Source organism: Streptomyces sp. SudanB25_2051 (genome assembly GCF_964272635.1).
Taxonomy (GTDB): Bacteria; Actinomycetota; Actinomycetes; order Streptomycetales; family Streptomycetaceae; genus Streptomyces.
Window position 1 is genome coordinate 5,041,717 of the sequence record NZ_OZ186787.1, and the last position, 19,169, is coordinate 5,060,885.

The window sequence follows — 19,169 nt, forward strand, 5'->3', positions numbered from 1 at the left end:
TGGATGGCGGAGTCGCCCGACCCGTGCCGCCGTACCTCCAGCGGCTGTCCGGAGCGCAGAGAAGGCTCAGCAGACGACCCATGGACCTCACCCTCCCCACCCCGACCACCGACCACGCCGCCTCCGCACCCGCCCGGTCCGCGCGGCGGCCAGGACAGCCGTCCGCCAGTGGCCGCGGGCCCGTGCACGGAGGCCGCCCCGGCGAACTGCCGCCGGTGCACCACGCCCTCGTTGCCGTCGCGCTACCCGGCCTGGCCGTCTCCGCCGAACACGGGCAGCTCACCGGGCACGGCCTGGAAGGCGTCTACCAGTCGGGCCGGCGCCTGCTCTCCCGCTGCCGGCTGCGCGTCCTCGACCGCGAACCGCTCACCGTGCAAGGGAGACTCGCCTCCGCCGGAAGCGCCCGGTTCGTGGCCGTCGTCCGCACCGCCGCCGACCCCGGCCCCGACCCGGGGATCGTCGTCGAGCGGTCGCGGGACGCCGACGGCACGGAGCGGATCACCCTGCGCAACACGACCGCCCGCCCCCTGCACCTCCCCGTGGAGCTGGCCCTTGGCACGGACCTCGCCCCGCTCGGCGCCGTCGTCTCCGGGAGGCCCGGACCGGAACTGCCGGCCACCGTCCACGGTTCGGGGCTCCGCTGGACGGCACCCGACGGTGCCCAGGCCCACGTCACGGCGGACCCCCCACCGCACGACGCCCTCGCGTCGGCCGGGCTCCTGCGCTGGGAGCTGGACCTGGCCCCCGGCGAGGACCGCGGGATCCACCTGTCCGTCCACGCGGGGCGCCCCCTCAGACCGGCGGGCCGCGCCGGACTCCCGCACCTTCCGGGAGCCCGCGCCGAGGCCGACGACCCACGGGCGGGCAAGCTCCTGGAGGCCGCCCTCGACGACCTGCGCGGCCTGCTCGTCCGCGACCCCGGCCACCCGTCAGACCTGCACCTCGCGGCCGGCGTGCCCTGGCGTACGGGCCGCGCACCGGCCGAGGCGCTCTGGGCCGCCCGCATGCTCCTGCCCCTCGGCACCCGGCTCGCCGCCGACACCCTGCGCGTCGTCGCCCGGACGCTGGACACCGCACCCGGGGCGTCCGGGCGCGTACCGGGGCCGCTCCGCGACGCCGGCCCCCATCTGCCGCCCGCGTGCACCGGAGTGGAGGCCACGCTCGCCTTCCCGGCCGTACTGGCCGAGGCCCGCCTCTGGGGCCTCCCCGAACAGGACGTCACGGCGCTGCTGCCCGCCGCCGAGCGCTGCCTCGCATGGCTGCGCACCGCACTGGACGGCGACGGACTGCTCCCCGAGCCCGGCCCGGCAGGGCCCGTACGGCGTGCCGAGACCCAGGCCCACGCACACCGGGCCGCCGTCCTCGGCGCCGAGCTCCTGGAAGGCTGCGGCCGGCCGGGCGCCGACGAGTGGCCCGACCGAGCGCGGGCCATGCGACGGCGGTTCCGCGACGACTTCTGGCTGGACGACCGGTCCGGCGGTCGCCCGGCCGCCGCCCTCACCCCGGACGGCCGCCCCCTGTCCCACCTGGGCGGGGCCATGGCCCACCTCCTCGACACCGGCCTCGTGGCGGGCGGACGCCACGCCGAAGGGCTGCTGAACCGGGTACGGACGGAACAGGTCGCCAGGCTGCTCGGCGGGCCCGCGCTCGACTCCGGCTGGGGCCTGCGCAGCCTCGGCGCAAGGGAGCCTGGACACAACCCGTTCGGGCACCGCGCCGGGGCGGTCCGCGTCCACGAGACCGCCGTCGCCGTGTCCGGCCTCGCCGCCGCCGGGTACGAGAAGGAGGCGTCCGGGCTGCTGCGCGGCCTGCTGGACGCGGCGGAGGCGTTCGCGTACCGGCTGCCGGAGATGTACGCGGGGGAGCAGCGCACCGAGGGCGACGCCCCGGTGCCGCACCCGGCGGCGTGCCGTCCGGCCGCCGTGGCGGCGGCCGCGGCCGTCCACGTGCTCACCGCGCTCACGGGCGTCCGCCCGGACGTCCCGGACCGGGCGGTCGCGCTGCACCCGGTGCGCAGTGCCCCCTTGGGGGCGATCCGGTTCTCCGGACTCAGCGTCGCGGGGGAACCGTTCGCGGTACGCGTGAGCAAGCTGGGGCTCGGCATGGTCGAGGAGGCCGCAGCGGGACTGCAATTGGGGGCGTGACGACCGGAGGGCGGCGGTGTCCGAATCCGCGGCCCGGCGCCGGAGGGTGAGCCGCCCGCCGGGTCGGCTGCCGCCGGTGCCGTCGGGCACTCCGCCCGGCCGAACTCCGCCGTCCTGCGGCCTTCTTCGAGCCCCGCACCAGGCCGCGTGCCCACCGCACGGCCCGCAGCCCGGGAGGCGCGCCACCGTCAGGGCGCGGGCGGAGTTCGCGGGCGTAGCGGACGGGGCGGCGATACCGTACGCGGTCCGCTGCACCCGCCGGGCCCGCACGCGGACACCGAGCCCGCGCCTGGCCGCAGACCATGCCGACGGAGGACCCTCACGCAGCCGGTGGGCCGGGGCGCACGGGCCGCCGCGAAGTGTGGCGGCCGGTGAGCCGGGCGCACGGCCGCCACAGAGGGCGGACAGGCCCCAGACGGCTGCCCGACACCCCGCCCGGCAGCCTGAGCACACCCCGCCGGGCAGCCTGAGCGCACCCCGGCCCCGCCAGGCTTCCGGCGGACCCCGGCGAGCGCGCGGACCGGCAGGCGGGAACGCGTCGATCACCGCGGCCGGAGTGCGCGACGAGCGTGTTTATCGTCAGGAAGACGACTATGATCGCGGCATGCCCCCCTACGACCCCTCGGCCTACCCGCCCTTCGCCGTTACCGTCGATCTGGTCATCCTCACCGTGCGCCGCCATGCCCTGTGCGCACTGGTCGTCCGGCGCGGGGAGCCGCCGTTCCAGGGGCGGTGGGCGCTGCCCGGGGGATTCGTGCGCGCCGACGAGGACCTCGGCGCCGCCGCCGCGCGGGAACTGGCCGAGGAGACTGGGCTGTGCGTCCACGACCCGGGCGACCCCACGCCGCCGCCGGGCACCGGTGCGCACCTGGAGCAGCTCGCCACGTACGGCGACCCCGACCGGGATCCCCGCATGCGGGTCGTGAGCGTCGCGCACCTCGCCCTCGCGCCCGATCTGCCCGCGCCCCGGCCGGGCGGTGACGCCAACAGTGTCCGCTGGGCGCCCGTGGAGGAACTGCTGTCCCCCGAAAGCGGCTTGAGCGGCGAGGAGGAACCGCCCGCGCCGCTCGCGTTCGATCACGCCCGCATCCTCGCGGACGGCGTGGAGCGGGCCCGCTCGAAGATCGAGTACTCCTCGCTGGCCACGGCCTTCTGCCCGCCGGAGTTCACGGTGGGGGAGTTGCGCCGGGTGTACGAGGCGGTGTGGGGCGTGGCGCTGGACCCGCGCAACTTCCACCGCAAGGTGACCGGGACGCCCGGTTTCCTGGTGCCCGCCGGCGGGACCACCACCCGCCAGGGCGGCCGCCCCGCGCAGTTGTTCCGCGCCGGCGGCGCCACGCTGCTGAACCCGCCGATGCTCCGCCCGGAAGTCTGAGCAGCCCGCGGGCCGTGCCGGAATCCGGCACCCCGCGGCCTCCCAGCCTGCGCAAAAAGTCCGAAATGCCGGGTTATCGTGCTGCGGTACGCCCTGCCGCCGAGCGGTCTCACCTACCGCGAGAGAAGCGATGCTCCAGGCAATCGGACTCACCAGCACGCCGCGCCGGAACCGCCCGCCCGCCGTGGACGACCTCACCTTCGAGGCGAGGCCCGGACAGGTCACGGCCCTCCTCGGCCCCGCCGGTTCGGGCAAGTCCACGGCGCTGCGTCTCATGCTGGGCCTCGAACAGGGCCGCGGCGTCACCTACTTCCGCGGCCGCCCCCTCCACCGCGTCGCCCACCCGATGCGTGAGGTCGGGGTCCTCCTCGGCGACGTGCCGGGGCACCCCGCGCGCACCGTGCGCGGCCAGCTGCGGATGCTCTGCGCCGCCGCGGGCGTCCCCGCGTCCCGCGCCGACGACCTGCTCGACGCGGTGGGTCTCGAAGCCCTCGCCGACCAGCGCCTGGGCGCCCTCTCCCGCGGCATGGACCGCCGACTCGGCCTCGCCGCCGCCCTGTTGGGCGATCCGCACACGCTGATCCTCGACGAACCGGCCAGGGGAATCTCACCCGACGAGGCGGCCTGGCTGTACGGAGTGCTGCGCACCCATGCCGCGGCAGGCGGCACCGTGCTCTACACGACCACCGACACCAAGGCGGCCGCCCGCACCGCCGACCACGTCGTGGCCATCCGCTCCGGGCGCCTCGTCGCCGACCAGGACGCCGCCGCCTTCGCCCGTACGCGACTGCGCCCCCGTGTCGCCGTCCGCACCCCGCACGCCGCCCGCCTCGCCGCGCAGCTCGCCCGCGAGGCGCGCGCCGCCCGCCGCACCGTCGAGACCGTCACCGAGCGCGGCAACCGCCTGTACGTGTACGGCAGCGACTGCGCCGAGGTCGGGGAGACCGCGTTCCGCCACGGCATCCTCCTCCACCGCCTCGCCGAGGAGACGGGCCCCGCCCCCGAGCCGTCCCGCACCGCGCCCCCCGGGCCCGGCGGCACCGCCCAGGACCCGCAGGCCCGAGCAGACCTCCAGACCCCGCCCACCGGCCACACGGCCCCGCCCGCCGGGCAAGCGTCCCTGCGCGCCGACCACACCACCCCGGCCGTGGGCCACGCCGCCCCGCTCACGGACCACGCCACCCCGCTCGCCGACCACCCGGTGCGGCCCACCGGGGACCCGGCCCCGCCCACCACCCACGCCGCCCCGGCGACCATCCACGCCGCCCCACCCTCCGACCACGAAACGCCGCCCCCCACCACCCCCGCCGACCGGCAGGCATCCACATCCCGGAGCCCCGCCGCGGAGGGGACCCGCGGCCTCCACACCGCGACGCCCCGTAGGCGTCGCCGCAGGGTGCGGCGGGGGCCCTCGCGGCCGCTGCGCTACGAGCTCCGGCGCCTCATGGGCGTGCCCTCCACGGCCCTCGCGCTCGGCGGCACCGTCGCCGGCTCCGCCCTGCTCGCCGTCCTGCTGGGCCGCTCCGCGGGCACCCCGGCGCCCGTCGCCGTCGCCGCCTGGCCGGAACTGCTGCCGCTCCCGCCCGCAGCCCTGGGGGCGGGCCTCATCGGGGCGCTCGCGTTCGGCGACGAGTACCGCTACCCGGCGCTCTCCACCTCCCTGGGTGCCGCCCCGCGCCGCCTGGGGCTGTTGCTGGCCAAGCTCGCCGTCACGGCGGTCACCGCCCTGCTGCTCGCCGTCGTCGTCGCCGTCGTCGACCTGGAGGTGCTGCGTCTCGTCTACGGCGGCGCGTTGATTCCCGTACCGCGCAATTGGGCCGCCCTGTGCGTCAGTTGGTCCGCGCTCGTGGTCGGTTGCGCGTGGGCCGGGCTGCTGGCGGCAGGGGTGTTCCGGGCCGCCGCCGCGGGGATCGCCGCCGTCCTCGCCGTACCCGTGCTCATCGCCCCGGCCGTCGAGGGCGCCCTCTTCGGCCCGGCCGTCCGCACCGTCGCGGGGCTGCCCGCCCGCGTGCGCGAACTCGCCTGGCCCCGCTGGCCGCAGGAGGCGGACCGCTGGCTCGACGGGGCCCTGCGGGTCCTCGCCCAACCGGTCGGCGCGGCACTCGCCCTCTCCCTCACCGCGCTCCTCTGCGCGTTTCTGCTCACAGGGCTACGACGAGACGCCCGTTGGTGACCGTGCGGCGATCAGAACTGATCATTGCGTGCCAATCGGTCGCGACTCCTTGGAATTTGCCCGCTTCCTTCCGATAAGGCGTCAATTGCCGCGCGGGCGCCGATCACCCTTTCGTGTGCTTTTCACCAAAGACCTCAAGAGGTTTGGAAAGGGCGCCGACAAAGGATGCGTGAGTACCCTTGCGCACACCATGATGACCGCCGCCCGCGCCGCCGACGCCGGCCTTCCCGCTCCGGGCGGTCTTGACCGCTATCCCTACGGGGAGGGCGCCGCGGCCGACCGCGTCGGAGCCCCCGCGTGGGACGCCGGTGAAACGGAGTTGGGCCGGGCGAGCCGCCGCTCCGCGGGCAACCGGGGCCGCGGCCTCCACGGCCAACTCGTCCAGCAGCTCGGTCAGATGATCGTCTCCGGCGATCTGGGCGCCGACCGCCCGCTTGTCCCCGAGGAGATCGGCCAGCGATTCGAGGTCTCCCGCACCGTCGTGCGCGAGTCCCTGCGCGTACTGGAGGCCAAGGGCCTCGTCAGCGCCCGGCCCAACGTCGGCACCCGGGTCCGCCCGGTCAGCGACTGGAATCTCCTCGACCCCGACATCATCGAATGGCGCGCCTTCGGGCCGCAGCGCGACGCCCAGCGCCGAGAGCTCGCCGATCTCCGCTGGACCATCGAGCCGCTCGCCGCCCGCCTCGCCGCGGGCCACAGCCGCCCGGACGTCCAGCAGCGGCTCGCCGACATGGTCGAGATCATGGGCCACGCCCTCGCCCAGGGCGACGCCCTCACCTTCTCCCGCGCCGACACCGAGTTCCACTCCCTCCTCATCCAGCTCGCCGGCAACCGCATGCTGGAGCACCTCTCCGGCATCGTCTCGGCGGCGCTCCAGGTCTCCGGCGCCCCGCCGATCAGCTGCGACCGCCCCAGCGAGGCGTGTCTCGACCACCACGGCCGCATCGTCCAGGCCCTCGCAGACGACGACGGCGCCGCCGCCGAGGCCGCCATGCGGCAGCTCCTGACCGTGCAGCCCGACGCGGGGGTCGTACCGGCTCCGCGCGAGCACTGACCGCGGACCGTGGCCACCGGCCGCACGCGCGGTGACGTACGACGCCGGGGCAGCCCTGCTCGTACGGGACGGGCAGCCGTCCTGCGCGCATCGCCGCACGGACGGGTGCCGCGGGGCCGCACGGGTGCCGCGGGGCCCCGGTGGGGACCGAACCGGGCCCCGCCTCCACGGTCCCGCCCGGGCCCGAGACCTGAGGCCACCCTCAGCCCGGGGCGCCACCTTCAACCCGGCGGCCCGGTCGAGTGGCACCCCCTACGGCTCCCGAGCACCCCGGCCACCCCGCACCGGGTCCAGGGGCACCCCCGACCGGACACCGAGTGTCCCGGCCGCCCGGCCCCGCACCCAGGGCCACGAAGGGCCACCGTCACCGCACCGCCGAAGCGCGGGTCCGGACGAGAGCAGCCCACCAGAGGCAGCCGGCGAGAGCGGCCGACCAGAGGAGCCGGCCCGAATCGCAGCCCGCGGCCTGAACCAGAGGGGGCGGCCCGAGGGGGCGGCCGTCCGGGAAGGCGTCGCGCGGCCCTCGCGGCGGCACCATCAGCACGGCCTCGCTGGAGCGCACACCTTGGCCGCGTAATGGCCAAGTGATCACGTAATGCCCCATTCGTCCCGTTTGTGGTGTGACTCGGGCCACGCGGATTGGGCGTAACGCTCCTCGAAGCACGGCGATGACCTAAGAGGTGACAGCCGAAGAGGGAATACAGCAGCCGAGCATGGCGCTGTGCACCTCCGAGGTTCAGCCCGCGTCGTCGGCTCATTCCCCGCCGGCGGTCGTCGGCTCCGGCCCGATCATGGGCGGGGCCGGAAGCCGTTTCCATCGTTCCGAGAGGTTGTTCGTGTCGGCCAGCACATCCCGTACGCTCCCGCCGGAGATCGCCGAGTCCGAGTCTGTGATGGCGCTCATCGAGCGGGGAAAGGCTGATGGGCAGATCGCGGGCGATGACGTGCGTCGGGCCTTCGAGGCTGACCAGATTCCGCCAACCCAGTGGAAGAATGTTCTGCGCAGCCTCAATCAGATCCTCGAGGAAGAGGGTGTGACGCTGATGGTCAGTGCAGCGGAGTCGCCGAAGCGCGCCCGCAAGAGCGTCGCAGCGAAGAGCCCGGCAAAGCGCACCGCCACCAAGACCGTCACCGCCAGGACGACCGCGGCGAAGACGGCCGCGTCCTCCCCGGCGGCTCCGGCGGCCCCGAGCGCGGACGATCCGGCCGACGAGGCCGGTACGCCCGCCAAGAAGACCGCGGCCAAGAAGACGACCGCGGCGAAGAAGACCACCGCGAAGAAGACCGCGGCCAAGAAGACCACGGCCAAGAAGACGGCCGCCAAGAAGGACGCCGACGAGCTGCTCGAGGGCGAGGAGCTCCTCGACGACGTCGCGGCGGTCAAGGGCGAGGAAGAGGAGACCGAAGGCGAGGCCAAGGGCTTCGTCCTGTCCGACGAGGACGAGGACGACGCGCCGGCCCAGCAGGTCGCCGTCGCCGGTGCCACCGCCGACCCGGTCAAGGACTACCTGAAGCAGATCGGCAAGGTCCCCCTGCTCAACGCCGAGCAGGAGGTCGAGCTCGCCAAGCGCATCGAGGCCGGCCTGTTCGCCGAGGACAAGCTGGCGAACGCCGACAAGCTGGCGCCGAAGCTCAAGCGCGAGCTGGAGATCATCGCCGAGGACGGCCGCCGCGCCAAGAACCACCTGCTGGAGGCCAACCTCCGCCTCGTCGTCTCCCTCGCCAAGCGCTACACGGGCCGCGGCATGCTGTTCCTGGACCTGATCCAGGAGGGCAACCTCGGTCTGATCCGCGCCGTCGAGAAGTTCGACTACACCAAGGGCTACAAGTTCTCCACGTACGCCACCTGGTGGATCCGTCAGGCGATCACCCGCGCCATGGCCGACCAGGCCCGCACCATCCGCATCCCGGTGCACATGGTCGAGGTCATCAACAAGCTCGCGCGCGTCCAGCGCCAGATGCTCCAGGACCTGGGCCGCGAGCCCACCCCGGAGGAGCTGGCCAAGGAGCTCGACATGACCCCCGAGAAGGTCATCGAGGTCCAGAAGTACGGCCGCGAGCCGATCTCGCTGCACACCCCGCTCGGCGAGGACGGCGACAGCGAGTTCGGTGACCTGATCGAGGACTCCGAGGCGGTCGTCCCGGCCGACGCGGTGAGCTTCACGCTCCTCCAGGAGCAGCTGCACTCCGTGCTCGACACGCTCTCCGAGCGTGAGGCCGGCGTCGTCTCCATGCGGTTCGGCCTCACCGACGGCCAGCCCAAGACGCTGGACGAGATCGGCAAGGTCTACGGCGTGACCCGTGAGCGGATCCGCCAGATCGAGTCGAAGACCATGTCGAAGCTGCGCCACCCGTCGCGCTCGCAGGTCCTCCGCGACTACCTCGACTGATCCATCGGCCGAGCGAGGCTCGAACACGCTCGCCCGTACGCGCCACCCCGGAAGGCCCGGTTCCGCAAAAGGAGCCGGGCCTTCCGGCGTTGCGCGGGTGCGGCCGGACTCCCTGTGGCTGACGCTGAGTGAGCGACATGCATCCCTGAGTCAGGAGGCCGAATGCGCGATACGCGTCATCCCATCAGCAGGAAGCGGGCGGCCCTGGTGGCCCTGGCCGCAGCGGCGGCCGTCGCGCCACTCGTCTCACCCGCCCCGGCGGCCGCCGACAGCGGCGTCGTGGGCGGCCGGACGGCGAACGCGCCCGACACCCCCTGGGTGGTGGCGCTCTCCAGCGTTGACCGGTTCGGCCGTATGCGGGCCGGTCAGTTCTGCGGGGGCGTCGTGATCGCCCCGACGAAGGTGGCGACCGCCGCGCACTGCCTGCGGGAGGACGTGCTGGGCGTACGGGCGGAGGAGCTGCGGGACCTCAAGGTCATCGCGGGCCGCAGCGACCTCGTCGGCAGCGGCGGGCACGAGATCCCGGTCAAGGACATGTGGATCAACCCGGCGTACGACGCCGAGACCAACGGCGGTGACGCCGCCGTCCTCACGCTGGCCCGGCCGCTGCCGCGCTCGTACGTGATCCCGGTGGCGCCCGCGGGCGACGCCGCGTACCGGCCCGGCACGGACGCGACCGTGTACGGCTGGGGCGACACGACGGGTCTCGGGACGTACGCGCACACGCTGAACGCCGCCGACGTGTCGGTCCTGCCCGACGAGGACTGCGCCCGCGCCTACCCGGCGGCGCCTGGCCAGGCGCGGTACGTCCCCGCGACGATGCTGTGCGCGGGGACGCGGGAGGGCGGCCGGGACGCCTGCCAGGGCGACAGCGGCGGACCGCTGATCGCGCGCGGCAAGCTCATCGGTCTCGTGTCCTGGGGGAGTGGCTGCGGGCTCGCGGAGAGCCCCGGCGTCTACACGCGGGTCTCGGCGGTGCTGCCGCAGTCGTGAGCGGACCTTCGGCGGCAGGTGGGCGGAGGTTCCGGCTGGTGAGCCGGGCCCCCGCCCCCGGCCGTACGGCGAAGGGCGGCACCCCGCCGTCACACGGGGTGCCGCCCTCCGTCGTACGGCTACGGGGTACGGAAGCGGCGGGCGGCCGTACCCCCGTGGTGACAGGGGTGGCCGCCCGGTGGCCGGTCCTGGACCGGCCGGTTTCGCTCGTCGTGGATGCGCGTGTCAGCGGTCCTCGTCGGCTGCTCCGGCCGGCACGGTGGTGAGCCGGTCCGTCTCATCCTGTATCTCCGCGGCGATCTTCTTCAGTTCCGGCTCGAACTTGCGGCCGTGGTGGGCGCAGAAGAGCAGTTCGCCACCGCTGGTCAGCACGACGCGCAGATATGCCTGGGCGCCGCAGCGGTCGCAGCGGTCGGCGGCCGTCAGCGGGCTCGCGGGGGTCAGAACAGTAGTCACGTCGCCTCTTCTCTAGCTCGACGAGCTGTCGTACCAGGGTCAACATCCAACCAGGCCGAAAACGTTCCCGCTCGCGGCTTTTCCTCGAAACTTTTTCCAAGGGGCTGTCTGCTGCCGGTTGGCGGCGAATGAGCCGTATTGCGGTGTCGCTGTGCGTTACGGGTTTCGCGTTGCTTGTGTCGTATGTCCCCCCGGCTGGGTTGCCGGTTGTTCATGAGGACGTGCCCGGAGCCTAAATGGTTCATGCCTCGAAGGGAACGTGATGTCCACGTCACCCGCTCGGGTGATCGAACAGACATGCGAGGCTGGACTAGCATGGCCCTTCACGAGGGTGGCGTGACAACCGCTCTACCAGGGCTCTGTACGCTCGGACCGGCACAGAGGCCGACCCCCCTACCCGCATGGGCAAGAACTCAAATTCAGCGAGGAGCGAACCGCGTGACCGCCGAGACGTCCGTTCCGTCCAGTGCGCTGCTGACCGCAGACCGTGACGGTTCCAACTACACCGCGCGGCACCTGCTCGTACTCGAGGGGCTCGAAGCGGTTCGCAAGCGCCCCGGCATGTACATCGGGTCAACCGACAGCCGCGGCCTGATGCACTGCCTCTGGGAGATCATCGACAACTCCGTCGACGAGGCGCTCGGCGGCTACGGCGACCACATCGAGGTCGTCCTGCACGACGACGGCTCCGTGGAGGTCCGGGACAACGGCCGCGGCATCCCCGTCGACGTCGAGCCCAAGACCGGCCTGTCCGGCGTCGAGGTCGTCATGACCAAGCTGCACGCCGGCGGCAAGTTCGGCGGCGGCTCGTACGCGGCCTCCGGCGGCCTCCACGGCGTGGGCGCCTCCGTGGTGAACGCGCTGTCCGCCCGCCTCGACGTGGAGGTCGACCGCAACGGCCACACCCACGCGATCAGCTTCCGGCGCGGCGTCCCCGGGGTCTTCGCCGGGGAGGGGCCCGACGCCCCCTTCGAACCGGCCAACGGCCTGCGCAAGACCAAGCGCGTCCCCAAGACCCGCACCGGCACCCGCGTGCGGTACTGGGCGGACCGGCAGATCTTCCTCAAGGACGCCAAGCTCACCCTGGAGACGCTGCACCAGCGCGCCCGCCAGACCGCCTTCCTCGTCCCCGGCCTGACCATCGTCGTCCGCGACGACCGGGACCTGGAGGGCATCGGCAAGAGCCAGGAGATCTTCCGCTTCGACGGCGGCATCAGCGAGTTCTGCGAGTTCCTCGCCACCGACAAGCCTGTCTGCGACGTGCTCCGCCTGACCGGCCAGGGCACGTTCAAGGAGACCGTCCCGGTCCTCGACGAGCTCGGCCACATGACGCCCACCGAGGTCACCCGCGAGCTCGGCGTCGACGTGGCGCTGCGCTGGGGCACCGGGTACGACACGACGGTCAGGTCGTTCGTCAACATCATCGCCACCCCCAAGGGCGGCACCCACGTCACCGGCTTCGAGCGGGCCGTCACCAAGACCGTCAACGAGGTGCTGCGCGCCACCAAGCTGCTGCGCGTCGCCGAGGACGACATCGTCAAGGACGACGCCCTGGAGGGCCTCACCGCCGTCGTCACCGTCCGGCTGGCCGAGCCGCAGTTCGAGGGCCAGACCAAGGAGGTCCTCGGCACGTCCGCCGCCAATCGCATCGTCGCCAATGTGGTCGCCAAGGAGCTGAAGGCGTTCCTCACCTCCACCAAGCGGGACGCGAAGGCGCAGGCCCGCGCCGTGCTGGAGAAGGCCGTCGCCGCCGCCCGTACACGCATCGCGGCCCGCCAGCACAAGGAGGCCCAGCGCCGCAAGACCGCCCTGGAGACCTCGTCGCTGCCGGCGAAGCTCGCCGACTGCCGCAGCGACGACGTGGAGCGCAGCGAGCTCTTCATCGTCGAGGGCGACTCCGCGCTCGGTACGGCCAAGCTGGCCCGCAACAGCGAGTTCCAGGCGCTCCTGCCGATCCGGGGCAAGATCCTCAACGTCCAGAAGTCGTCCGTGTCGGACATGCTGAAGAACGCCGAGTGCGGCGCGATCATCCAGGTCATAGGAGCCGGTTCCGGCCGGACCTTCGACCTCGACGCCGCCCGGTACGGCAAGATCGTCCTGCTGGTCGACGCCGATGTGGACGGCGCGCACATCCGCTGCCTGCTGCTCACGCTGTTCCAGCGGTACATGCGCCCCATGGTCGAGGCGGGCCGCGTCTTCGCCGCCGTACCGCCGCTGCACCGCATCGAGCTGGTCCAGCCGAAGCGGGGCCAGGACAAGTACGTGTACACGTACTCGGACAACGAGCTGCGGCAGACGCTGCTGGAGTTCCAGCGCAAGGGCATCCGGTACAAGGACTCCATCCAGCGCTACAAGGGCCTCGGCGAGATGGACGCCGACCAGCTGGCGGAGACCACGATGGACCCGCGCCACCGCACGCTCCGCCGGATCAACATCGGCGACCTGGAGGCGGCGGAGCAGGTCTTCGACCTCCTGATGGGCAACGACGTGGCGCCGCGCAAGGAGTTCATCACCAGCTCGGCGGCGACGCTGGACCGCTCGCGCATCGACGCCTGACCTCGTCCTCCCGACCCGGCACCGCCCGTGGGCCCGTGGCCGAGGGCGGGTGCGCCCCGCTCGCGGTGCCGTGCCCCGCTCGGGGTGCCGCGTCCACCGGAACCCACCGGCCGGAATGTGTTCCGCCGGTGGGTTCCGCCGTGTGCCCGCATCACCTGATGGGGTGAAGTCGACAGGAGGAGAGTCCGGGATCTTCCCGCTCTGCCCATGCTTGGCCACGCGGCCGAAAAGGACCGCTGACAAGGAGAGTCACGGGTGGACAACTGGGAAGGGCGCGACGCCGCCGCGACGCGGGGGGACGACCCCTGGTACGACGCACTGGCCTCGGGGTGGGGTGAGCCGGGTCCGGACGCCGCCGCGACGGCGGCCGGAGCGGGCGGGGAGGCGGCACGGGGGGTGACGGGCACGGGGCGCGCCGCGGAGATCGCCACCGGGGCCGTGTCGGCGACCGGCGCGACCGGGACGGCGGTGGCGGTCGGGACGGATGCGGCGGACGTGGCGGTGCCCGGCGGTCCGGACGACGTGGTTCCGCGCCCGGCCCGCACGGCGCACGGCGAGCGGCGGCGGCCCGACGCGGCCGAGATCTACCTGGAGGTGCGGCGCAGCCCCGCCTTCCAGGAAGTGCGCCGCCGCTACCGCCGGTTCGTCGCACCCGCCACGCTCGCCTTCCTCACCTGGTACCTCGGCTATGTGGTCGCCGCGACCGCCGTGCCCGGCCTGATGGCCCGCCCCGTCGTGGGCGCGCTGAACGTGGCGATGGTCGCCGGTCTGGGCCAGTTCCTCACGACCTTCGGCCTGACCTGGGCGTACGCCCGCCACGCGCGCGTCCACCGCGACCGCGCCGCGCTCGAACTGCGCTGGGACACCCAGCAGATGATCCGGGAGGCCGGCGTTGACCGGTGACCACCAGACCCTGGCCCTCCTGCTGTTCGGCGTGTTCGTCGCGGTGACGCTCGCCATCACCACCTGGGCCGGCCGCAGGCGCCACGGCTCCGCAGACGAGTTCTACACCGGCGGGCGGCTGTTCTCGCCCATGGAGAACGGTTTCGCCATCTCCGGCGACTACATGTCCGCCGCGTCCTTCCTCGGGATCTCCGGACTGATCGCGCTCAACGGCTACGACGGCATGCTGTACTCGGTCGGCTTCCTCGTGGCCTGGCTGGTCGTCCTCTTCCTCGTCGCCGAACTGGTCCGCAACTGCGGCCGGTTCACCCTCGCCGACGTGGTCGCCGCCCGCATGGGCGAGCGCCGGGTGCGCACGGCGGTGGGCGCCTCGTCCGTGACCGTGTCCGTGCTGTACCTGGTCGCGCAGATGGTCGGCGCCGGCAGCCTGGTCGCCCTGCTGCTGGGCGGCACCAGCGGCGCCGCGCGCTCCTGGACCGTCGTCGGCGTGGGCGCGCTCATGGTCGTCTACGTGGCGCTGGGCGGAATGCGTGCCACCACGTGGATCCAGATCGTCAAGGCCGTCCTGCTCATGGCCGGGGCGCTCACCCTCACCGCGCTCGTACTCCTGCGCTTCCACGGCGACTTCGGGGAGCTGCTGACTACCGCCGCCGAGCGCAGCGGCCACGGCCGGGACTTCCTGGCGCCGGGCCTCGGCTACGGCGACGACTGGACCGCACGCGCGGACTTCGTCAGCCTGGGCCTCGCTCTCGTGCTCGGCACGGCCGGACTGCCGCACATCCTCGCCCGTTTCTCCACGGTGCCCACCGCACGGGCCGCCCGCGGCTCGGTCGTCTGGTCCATCGGCCTCATCGGGAGCTTCTACCTGATGACGATCGTCCTCGGCTTCGGCGCCGCCGCGATCGTGGGCAGCGACGCCGTACGCGCCTCCAACACCGCGGGGAACACGGCCGTACCGCTGCTCGCTCTGGAACTCGGCGGGGGAGCGGGCTCCACCGGCGGCACCGTGCTCTTCGCGGTGGTCGCGGCGGTGGCCTTCGCGACGATCCTCGCCGTCGTCGCGGGCATCACGCTCGCCTCGTCCGCCTCCATCGCGCACGACCTGTACGCGTCGTTCGTACGGCGCCGCGACGGGGGCGTGGCCGGGAACGGCTCCGGCGACCGGGGCGGCGAAGCGGGCGCGAGCCCGGGGCGGAGCGCGGACGGGGGCGGCGGGCGGCGGCGGTTCGGGGACGTGGCCGTGGCGCGGGTGTCGGCCGTGGCCGTCGGCGCCGTGGCGATCGGCCTGGGGCTGCTCGCCCAGGATCTGAACGTGGCGTTCCTCGTCGGGCTCGCCTTCGCCGTCTCCGCGTCCGCGAACCTCCCGGTCCTGCTGTACTCGCTGTTCTGGCACCGCTTCACCACACGCGGCGCGGTCTGGTCGGTGTACGGCGGCCTGGTGCCGGCCGTGCTGCTGGTCGCGCTGTCACCGGTCGTGTCGGGCGGGCCGGGGGCGCTGCTGCCGGGCGTGGACTTCCATGTGTTCCCGCTCCAGAACCCGGGCGTGGTCTCCATCCCGCTCGGCTTCCTCGCCGGGTGGCTGGGCACGGTCACCTCGCCGGAGCCGCCGGACGAGGCGCGGCACGCGGAGACGGAGGTGCGCGCCCTGACCGGCGCGGGCGCCGCCTGAGCGGGCGCGCACCGGACGGTACGCGCCCCTGTCGTCGGCCACGGTCCGGTGCGGGCCCGTGCGGTCACCGTCCGGCGCCGGGCACCCCATGCGGTGCCGGGCCCGCCTGGTCACTGTCCGGTGCCGGACCCGTCCGGTCACCGGCCGGTGCGGGGTCCGACGGGTCGCCGCCTGCCGGGTCCATCGGGTCGCCGCCCCGCGCGCGGCTCGCCGCGTCGTGGTGCGGGGCCGGCGGCGCCTCCGCCAGGGCCTCCGGGAGGACCACCGTGAACTCGGCGCCGCCGCCCGCCGCCGTACCGACCTCGACCCGCCCGCCGTGCCGCTCCGCGAGGCGGCGGACCAGCGGCAGGCCGAGGCCCCGCCCCGCCCCGTGCGACGGGCGGCGCTTGGTGGACCAGCCCTCCGTGAACACCGCCTCCCGCCGGTCGGCCGGCACGCCGGGCCCGCTGTCCGCGACCCGCAGCACCGCCGTACGGCCCCGCACCCCCAGCTCCACCTCCACGGCGGCGTCCCGCGAACCGGCCGCCGCGTCCACGGCGTTGTCGACCAGATTGCCCACCACCGTGACCAGCTCGCTCGGCGCGACCAGCCGGTCCGGCAGCAGCGAACCGGGCGCGATCCGCAGCGCCACGCCCCGCTCCGCCGCCACCGTCGCCTTCCCCACCAGCAGCGCGGCCACCAGCGGGTCGCGCACCTTCTCCGTGACTTGCTCGGCGGTCGTCCGGTGCACCCCCACGACCTCCGTCAGGTACTCCACCGCCTCCTCGTACAACTCCAGCTGCAACAGGCCCAGCAGCGTGTGCATCCGGTTCGCGTGCTCGTGGTCCTGCGCCCGCAGCGCGTCGATCAGCCCGCGCGTCGCGTCCAGCTCGCGGCCCAGCCGCTCCAGCTCGGTCCGGTCCCGCAGCGTCACCACCGCGCCGCCGTCGTGCGTCGGCATCCGGTTGGCGACCAGGACCCGCCGCCCGTGCACGGCCACCAGGTCCTCGCCGGTGACCCGGCCCGCCAGCACATCGGCCGTACGCCCGCCGTCCAGCACCTCGTCCAGCGGCCGCCCGGTGGCCTCAGGCCCCAGGTCCAGCAGCCGCTGCGCCTCGTCGTTGACCAGCCGGACCCGCCCCGCCCCGTCCAGCGCGACGACGCCCTCGCGGATGCCGTGCAGCATCGCCTCGCGCTCCGCCAGCAGCGCCGCGATGTCGGAGAACGCCAGGTCGCGGGTCTGCCGCTGCACCCGCCTGGCGATCAGCCACGCGGCCAGCGCCCCCGCCGCCATCGCCCCGCCCGCGTACGCCAGCAGCCCCGGGATCGCCGCCAGGAACCGGGCGCGCACGCTGTCGTACGCGATGCCGACGGACACCGCGCCGACGATCGTGCCGTCGGCGTCGCGCAGCGGGACCTTCCCGCGCGCCGAACGGCCGAGCGTACCGCTGTCGATCTCCATGACCTGCCGCCCGGCGAGCGCGCCGCTGGGGTCGGTCGACACGACCTGGCCGATCCTCGCCCGGTTCGGGTGCGACCAGCGCACGCCGCGCACATCCATCACGACGACGTACTCGGAGCCCGTGGCCCGCCGTACCCGCTCCGCCTCCGCCTGTACGGGGCCGTCCGGCGCCGGCCGGGAGACCAGCAGGTCGTCGGCGAGCCGCGGCGACGCGGTGGTCTGCGCGACGGCCAGGGCCCGCCGCATCGCCTGATCGTCCAGCTGGCCGCTCAGCGGCGCCAGGAACAACCCCGTGACCAGCGCGGTCACCCCGGCCGCCACCGCCACCTGGATCAGCAGCAGCTGCGAGAACATCCGCCGCGGACGGCCTGGAAAAGGCCAGGCCCGGCGTGTGCCCGTACGGGCACCGGGGGCGGAGGCGGTGGGAGAGGCGGAAACCGGTCTCATGGCCGGAAACCGTAGACGCCCCCGCCTATCCTGAGGAAGTTCCGGTGATCCGGCCTCCCGGACCCGGACCCGGCCGTGAAGCCGGTTGCCCTGCCGGTAAGCCGGTAAGCCGGGGAACCGGAAAGCCGGGAGTCCCGAAGGGCCCGGGCGTGTTCGGGAAGCCGGAGCGCGGCCGGGCAGCCCAGCCCGGCCGGGAAGCCGCCCGGCGAAGAAGCCCCCAGCGAGAAAGGTGCCACTTGAGCGCGCAGCAGATCCCCGTCGTGGTCCTCACCGGATTCCTCGGTTCCGGCAAGACCACCCTGCTCAACCACCTCCTGCGCACCGCCCGGGGCACCCGCGTCGGCGTGATGGTCAACGACTTCGGGTCCATCGAGATCGACGCCATGACCGTCGCGGGACAGGTCGGCTCGACCGTCTCCCTCGGCAACGGCTGCCTCTGCTGCGCCGTCGACACCAGCGAGCTGGACACCTATCTGGAGACCCTCACCCGCCCCTCCTCCCGCCTGGACGTCATCGTCATCGAGGCCAGCGGCCTGGCCGAGCCGCAGGAGCTGGTGCGGATGATCCTCGCCAGCGACAACGAGCGGATCGTGTACGGCGGGCTCGTCGAGGTCGTGGACGCGGCCGAGTTCGACGCGACGCGCACCCGCCACCCCGAGACCGACCGGCACCTGCGCATCGCCGACCTGGTCGTCGTCAACAAGGCCGACCGCGTCCCGGAGGACGAGTTGCGCCGGGTGCGGGAGACGGTGACCGGGCTCGCCGGCCGCGCGGCGGTCGTCACGGCGGCGTACGGGCGCGTCGACCCGGAGCTGCTGTTCGACCGGGCCGCCCGCGCCGACGAGGACGGGGACGGCACCCGGCAGCTCTCCTTCGAGGACCTGTACGCCGACGCGTACGAGCACGAGCACCGCGACCATCCGCACGCCGCCTACGAGACGGTCTCGTTCACCTCGGCCGAGCCGATGCACCCGCGCCGACTGATGGACTTCCTCGACTCGCGGCCCGAGGGGCTGTACCGGATCAAGGGGTTCGTGGACTTCGGCCCGGCCGACCCGGACCACCGGTACTCCGTGCACGCGGTCGGCCGGTTCCTGCGGTTCTACCCGGAGCCGTGGCCGGTGGACGGCGAGCGGCTCACGCAGCTGGTGCTGATCGGCTCCGGCACGGACGGTCAGGCACTGCTCGGCGCGCTGGACGGGTGCCGGGTGGCGGGACCGGACGACGTCCCGGAGGACCACGCCCTGTGGGGCGTCCTGCGCTATGTCCCCGAACCGCACGAGGACGCCGCGCGGGCCCCCGGCACGGTGGAGGCGGACGCCGCGGGCGGCCCGCAGGACACGGCGGGTGCGGGCGGTGCGGTGGTGTACGGCGACCCCGCGGAGCCGGCCGCGCCCACCCCGTACGACGAGGCTGCGCCGTACGACGAGACCGTGCCCGTCGACGACACCGTCCCGGACGACGAGCCCGACGAGGACCCGTACGACGATCCGTACGACGACCGGTACGCCGCGCCGTACGGGGATCCCGGCGAGGACCCGTACGGGGATCCCGACGGCGAACCGTAC

General features: G+C 74.0%; 12 protein-coding genes and 1 pseudogene. 10 read left to right on the forward strand and 3 right to left on the reverse strand.

Features of this window, described 5'->3' with window-relative positions:
• Window positions 1-80 precede the first annotated feature (80 nt).
• From ACSUPT_RS22645 to ACSUPT_RS22660, 4 genes are all read left to right on the forward strand, one after another.
• On the forward strand, window positions 81-2,144 hold the full coding sequence (locus tag ACSUPT_RS22645; RefSeq protein ID WP_436945384.1) for a glycogen debranching N-terminal domain-containing protein: 2,064 nt from the start codon (window positions 81-83) through the stop codon (window positions 2,142-2,144).
• Between the two features lie 604 nt (window positions 2,145-2,748).
• The gene (locus ACSUPT_RS22650) at window positions 2,749-3,519 is read left to right on the forward strand and encodes an NUDIX hydrolase (RefSeq protein WP_351965032.1); all 771 of its coding nucleotides are present in this window, start codon (window positions 2,749-2,751) and stop codon (window positions 3,517-3,519) included.
• 130 nt (window positions 3,520-3,649) lie between these two features.
• Window positions 3,650-5,692, forward strand: coding sequence for an ATP-binding cassette domain-containing protein (locus ACSUPT_RS22655; protein ID WP_436945385.1), 2,043 nt, complete (start codon window positions 3,650-3,652; stop codon window positions 5,690-5,692).
• Window positions 5,693-5,861: 169 nt separating this feature from the next.
• The gene (locus ACSUPT_RS22660) at window positions 5,862-6,746 is read left to right on the forward strand and encodes a FadR/GntR family transcriptional regulator (RefSeq protein ID WP_351965030.1); all 885 of its coding nucleotides are present in this window, start codon (window positions 5,862-5,864) and stop codon (window positions 6,744-6,746) included.
• Window positions 6,747-7,500: 754 nt separating this feature from the next.
• On the opposite strand, the gene ACSUPT_RS22665 is transcribed toward ACSUPT_RS22660, so the two are convergent.
• Window positions 7,501-7,650 carry a hypothetical protein gene (locus ACSUPT_RS22665; RefSeq protein WP_187645443.1) on the reverse strand — a complete coding sequence of 50 codons (150 nt, stop codon included), beginning with the start codon at window positions 7,648-7,650 and terminating at the stop codon, window positions 7,501-7,503.
• Here ACSUPT_RS22665 and ACSUPT_RS22670 point away from each other — a divergent pair.
• Both ACSUPT_RS22670 and ACSUPT_RS22675 read left to right on the forward strand, forming a co-directional pair.
• Window positions 7,583-9,136, forward strand: coding sequence for an RNA polymerase sigma factor (locus tag ACSUPT_RS22670; protein WP_351965029.1), 1,554 nt, complete (start codon window positions 7,583-7,585; stop codon window positions 9,134-9,136). The genes ACSUPT_RS22665 and ACSUPT_RS22670 overlap by 68 nt on opposite strands.
• Window positions 9,137-9,298: 162 nt before the next feature.
• On the forward strand, window positions 9,299-10,129 hold the full coding sequence (locus ACSUPT_RS22675; protein ID WP_351965028.1) for a S1 family serine peptidase: 831 nt from the start codon (window positions 9,299-9,301) through the stop codon (window positions 10,127-10,129).
• A 225-nt stretch (window positions 10,130-10,354) separates the two neighbouring features.
• On the opposite strand, the gene ACSUPT_RS22680 is transcribed toward ACSUPT_RS22675, so the two are convergent.
• Window positions 10,355-10,585, reverse strand: a complete 231-nt coding sequence (locus tag ACSUPT_RS22680) for a DUF7455 domain-containing protein (RefSeq protein WP_023586158.1) — start codon at window positions 10,583-10,585, stop codon at window positions 10,355-10,357.
• Window positions 10,586-11,023: 438 nt separating this feature from the next.
• Here ACSUPT_RS22680 and ACSUPT_RS22685 point away from each other — a divergent pair, with 438 nt between their 5' ends.
• The 3 genes from ACSUPT_RS22685 (at window position 11,024) to ACSUPT_RS22695 (ending at window position 15,713) form a co-directional block, all read left to right on the forward strand.
• Entirely contained in the window at window positions 11,024-13,141 is a 2,118-nt protein-coding gene (locus ACSUPT_RS22685; protein ID WP_361657731.1) for a DNA gyrase/topoisomerase IV subunit B, read from the forward strand.
• A 438-nt stretch (window positions 13,142-13,579) separates the two neighbouring features.
• Window positions 13,580-14,044, forward strand: a complete 465-nt coding sequence (locus tag ACSUPT_RS22690; RefSeq protein WP_436946253.1) for a DUF485 domain-containing protein — start codon at window positions 13,580-13,582, stop codon at window positions 14,042-14,044.
• A complete protein-coding gene (locus tag ACSUPT_RS22695) occupies window positions 14,034-15,713 on the forward strand; it encodes a solute symporter family protein (protein WP_436945386.1) in 1,680 nt (559 codons plus the stop codon). The genes ACSUPT_RS22690 and ACSUPT_RS22695 overlap by 11 nt, the downstream gene beginning before the upstream one ends.
• Before the next feature lie 64 nt (window positions 15,714-15,777).
• Here ACSUPT_RS22695 and ACSUPT_RS22700 read toward each other — a convergent pair whose 3' ends face one another.
• Complete coding sequence (locus tag ACSUPT_RS22700) at window positions 15,778-17,508, reverse strand: sensor histidine kinase (RefSeq protein ID WP_436945387.1); 1,731 nt, start codon at window positions 17,506-17,508, stop codon at window positions 15,778-15,780.
• Between the two features lie 329 nt (window positions 17,509-17,837).
• Here ACSUPT_RS22700 and ACSUPT_RS22705 point away from each other — a divergent pair.
• Window positions 17,838-18,908 (forward strand): annotated as a pseudogene (locus ACSUPT_RS22705) (CobW family GTP-binding protein); the annotation flags it as partial.
• Window positions 18,909-19,169 lie beyond the last annotated feature (261 nt).